The organism is Endozoicomonas sp. (genome assembly GCF_031844845.1).
Lineage (GTDB): Bacteria > Pseudomonadota > Gammaproteobacteria > Pseudomonadales > Endozoicomonadaceae > Endozoicomonas.
The window spans coordinates 1-4799 of record NZ_JAVRMB020000012.1 but is presented as its reverse complement, the minus strand read 5'-3'; the positions used below and the strand labels follow the sequence as shown (position 1 = coordinate 4799).

2 protein-coding genes are annotated in these 4799 nt (G+C 44.5%); one reads left to right on the top strand and one right to left on the bottom strand.

Translation table 11 applies throughout. The features are described 5' to 3' along the window. The first annotated feature begins 700 nt into the window (after positions 1-700). Entirely contained in the window at positions 701-841 is a 141-nt protein-coding gene (locus RM811_RS00575; RefSeq protein ID WP_402519682.1) for a hypothetical protein, read from the top strand. Between the two features lie 289 nt (positions 842-1130). Here RM811_RS00575 and RM811_RS00570 read toward each other — a convergent pair whose 3' ends face one another. Then, entirely contained in the window at positions 1131-4526 is a 3396-nt protein-coding gene (locus RM811_RS00570) for a hypothetical protein (RefSeq protein ID WP_402519679.1), read from the bottom strand. Positions 4527-4799 lie beyond the last annotated feature (273 nt).

The following is a 4799-nucleotide window of genomic DNA, read 5'->3' as shown; positions in this document are numbered from 1 at the left end:
CCACCCAGAGCGCTGGGGAAAGAGGTCGACAAGAAACTGGGATCTAGCTGATGAGGTCTGGTTGAATCCCGACAGGCCTGCTGATGAGCAACTAAGCAAAGCTGCTTAAGTTGAGGCGACAACTATGTTGACAAACACCGTTGTGCCAAAAACTAATTTAATAAAACCCTGAAAACCTGGCTACCTTTCAATTTCATGAACTATTGAATTCAATTTTTCTGAGTATAACTCCGTGAATAATTGCATTAAACAAATCATCCCAACTATCAATCATCCAGGTTGTAAACAAACTCGTCATTTCTTTCCAAACAATACTTCGGACAGTTTTAGCCCAAGCATTCCGGGGTCTGTGGCTTTATAAGGCATTTAATAGCAACTCTGCGCCGACCCATACTTGCTATTAAATACCAGCCCCTACACGCAGGCCTTGCCCCACGGGCATTACGCTCTTTAAAAACTGTCCACAGTATTGTCATAATAATGTTCCACTAAAACGCAATGCCCTCTATTTTTAACTCTTTACTGCCAATCTACAAAAAACAAAGCGCAAGACAACCTTCCTGCTCATCAGCACACTCTGACCGACTGGGCGCACAGGTTGTTTGAAAAAATGTGACCGGTAGCTCAACTGCTGGATCGTGCTAACAGTACCCACCATTTTAGTTCCAGCCTTAAGGCGGAACACGAAAAACTGGATAACGTGGACACAACACCCTCAGCAAAAATACTGGCTCAGCAATCACTATTGGAGCAACAGCAAATGGAAGCCGCAGAACACACGGACTTTGAAACGTATCTGCAAAACTATTTCGCCAATGGACAAATGACCACTGCCGCCTGAATAATAAGGAATTGTCTTTAAATAACCTCCCCATGTTGAACTCGATCTCCGTTCACCCTGAAGCTTGTCGAAGGGTGGTGCCACCGGACTTCGATTCTTCGACGGCTCAGAACTCAGTCCGAACGGAACCCCGGGACATTTGGGATCACCAAAATACCCCATGGGTTCGATGCCGGATACAGGTCAGCTGACCAACCTGTTTAACCCACCAGCATATCGGCCCCAACGACCTTAAGGCGGCAATCCCAACAGGACACTGCACGGTAATTTACCGGATGCCCATCACCCTTCAACCTGCAGCCGCTTGGGTAGCGTCCACCCCCCTCTCCTGTTGCAACAGATAGCAGATGAAATCAGTTTGCTTCTGTTGCGATAACTCCTTTTCGTGCAGGTGCAGAGCAACCAGACACTTTTGTGACACCGAATGGATTATGGCCTCCTTTGAGGCTTCGTTCTTGCCAAAAATACCAGAGTAGTGCGAATCGGCGATTTTTTTAATTCCACCGTATTGCTGAAGCTTGGCGTCCACCTCTTCACCACTATATTTCAGGCATTGATAGGGTACCGGCAGATTGTTGAGGCCATTTTGGCTCTGGGACATTTCAAAGCGGGTAGATTTCCTGGGGCCAAGCATTTCTGGAATTAACTGGCTCAACACCTGAGCTTCACCGGGAGTGTCAGACAGCTTTTCATTGATGATCCGCTGGTGTAATTTTACTGCCCTCTTTAGCTCAGGCTTCACGGCGATTTTAATATCATAATAATAGATCAGTAGCTCCCAGGCTTGCTGCTTCAATTGGTCCTCTTTGATAGTGTGCATTAAGCCCACCATTTTCTCCGGTTTATGCTTATCCGAAGAGTTGGGTTTTATGCCGGTATTCTTCATAAATTCTTTTGTCTCATCCAGTATGCGCTTCTCACGGCTCTCGCCGGTGAGTAGGCCGGGAAGTCCTTTTTTGACATCGTTGTAGTGCTTTTCGGATGTATCAAGCCGACAGATATCCTGTTTATTTCTCAGTTTATCTATGCACTTCTGTATCTCAGACTTGGGTAATTTAAAGAACTCCTCCTTTCCCTGCTGGAGAGTGCCTTCTTTCACTTCCTTCATCATATGCCGGGCCTCAGTGGTCAATTTCTGGCCCTTGGATTTGACCTCTGGGACAGATTTCCGGCGCTGGGATTTGGGGGTAGGATTTAGAAAATCGGACATCTTCTCGATTTGATCTTTCCTGTCGGTGGGCCAGGATGAACCGGTAATGGACTGCCTCCAGGAGGTTTGCTGTTGATCCTTCAAAGTTATGGCCCGAAAGATGATAGCCCGATCCCCGGGTGAGGTATGTGGCAGTGCTTCGTGGATTTGTTCCGCTAACGCTTTATCACTGACATCGTTCTGGGGGTTTTCAGGGCTGGCACTTGCCGTTGACGACTTTCGGCAGTCTTTGGCCAGGCCATGGAGAAAAAGGGAAAAGTACTCTTTTTTCGGCTTGCCTTCCTTGATGATAAGTTCTCCGTACTGGTTCATGTCGAAATTATCAGAGCCGCTGTTAATACCCACTACCGGTGAGTTAAACACATCATCAAGGAAGCTCTGAGGAAGGGCCGAGGGTAGATCCTGACGGGAACAATGTTCTTGCAAAATAGCGATATCCAAAATGTTTTTTGGTGTCCAACTGGCATCAAGTGACTGCTTTTGTCCGGTAGAAATCAGGTCTTTAAACATTTTCGAAATCAGAACCCCCCCCATAAGGGTGAAGGAGGTGGCAAGCAGATTGCTGGCAGGATTGTTGTGTATCGCTGATATTGTATCTGGAGGGCTGATAGGGATTGTGAGGTTTGTGCCTAAGTTCTGGCCACTGACCTTTGCTGCAACCAGACTGGCTAACTGAAGGATACTGCTATCCATATTATTGACGCTAATGTTCTGCCCCCCAATCATCGGAATCTTTTCCAGTTGCGATGCGCCAATCATATTCACCAAACCCGGGTGAGTATGAGGGGCTTTGAGGGCTTGCCCGGAGGGTGCTGTATCCTGTATAGGATCTTCAATGGAACGATGTGTTTCAGCAGTAACATCGGGTTGTTTCTGATGAGACAGAGATGAATTTTCCTGTTCCGTTCCAGTGCCAGTAATCCAGTTATACGTGTTAACCAGATTCTGAGGGGACAACGCTCTGGACAAAATGGCGGCAGTACCGATGACAACATCTGACACAAAATTCCTGGGGCGACTGGCTGCCGAGGTTGCGGCACTGTGTTCAATATCCTGTTGAGCTTCTGCAACTCCAGGTATATTTATCCGGCGCTGATATTCTTTATAAATATTGTCATATATTTCCTTATCATCTGTTCCATAAATCGAGTTTAACTCTGAATCAAAATACCGACTGGCCTTCTTTGTCAAGTTATCTATTTCAGTTTTTTTCTGCTCTTTGTCTTCCGGACTTAAATTAACCGTATCTGAATCAATTTTTTGTTTTTCTTTATCACCCAGTCTCTCTATTTTTTCCCGGACATCATCAAAACCATTCGAAAAGTCATCATAACTGGCTTGCGAAACAAAGCCGGACAGTTCATAAGCCGGAGGTTTACCTGAATGACTACCCAGATACTCTGAAGACGTCTCAAAAGCCCTTCTAACCTTTGACATAGCATCCGTAACTTCCTTCTTACCCTCCATTACCAAACGGTTAAATTCTGTATCCAGATGATGAAACGGCCCCTCGGTTTCAGAGTTTTCATTTACGACTGGAGTGGATGGTGCAGTTTCTAGACTGGTTTTCTCCATTCTCGCCGGTTCATCGGCAAATAACCCTATGGTTTCATCGTTTTTCTCATCGCTATTTATATCACTGACAGTACTGACTTCTGTTCGCATCGGCGTTTTTCTGGCTTTTTCAGTGCTTTGGTCATCTATAACACCACTGACAACATCAACATTCGGATACTCGGGTTTGATTCCTGCCATATCGATTCCGGGAGAAGTGTCAGTATGACTTATCGTTGTCGTTCCCACATGATTCAGGGAATCCGGTGTCGATATGGGAGCTTCAGATATTGGCGTTTTGACTGTCACCTCTTTTGCATCACATTTGGTCTCGAAAATAGCGATTTTGAAATAGCCCTTATTATTTATATTACTTCTACGGTCAACTAATTGATCTAACGCGCGGGCGCATGATTCATCATAGGCAGCATTTATTGAATTCAGGTCTGGATAACCAGATAACTTCTCACCTATATTTTCTTTCGCTGATTTTGTAATACTTACCATGTCGTTACTGCATTTTTCAAAGGCATCACTTAGTTTTTTATTGCTTCGTTCGATAGAGTAATGGCCATCTGCATGCCGTACAATTATATGGTTTATTTCACTTCGCATCTCTTCAAACCGCTGACTGATAAGTTTGTCTGTTTTTTCCTTTAAACCGGCGGTCGAAGGATTATCAGTACTGACTTCTGTTCGCATCGGACTTTTACTGGTTTTTCCAATGACTGGATAATCTGTAGTCTCATTACCAGTATCAACATCCGAACGATCGAGAGTGATTACTCCCAAGTCGCTTACGGCAGGACTGTCAGTCTGTCTTTTCGTCGTCACTCCCACATGACTCAGGGAATCCGGTATCAATATGGTAGCTTCGGGTTTGACTGTTACCTCTTTTTCGTTACATTTATTATCGGGCATACTGACTTGGTAAATCCCTCCATAATTTTGTACGCGGACATGAAGCATCAATTTGTTGAAAGCGTCCTCGCAGAGTTTATCATATCTGACTTTTGTTGAATCCGGGCATGGATAATCAGATGGGTTATTATCTATATTTTCTTTCGCTGAGTTTATAATATTTACTATTTCATCATTCCATTGATTAAACGCTTCACTAAATTCCTCATTGTCCTCTGGGAGTTGGACATTATAGCCATGCTTTATCATAATATCTTCCATTTTTATCTTTAT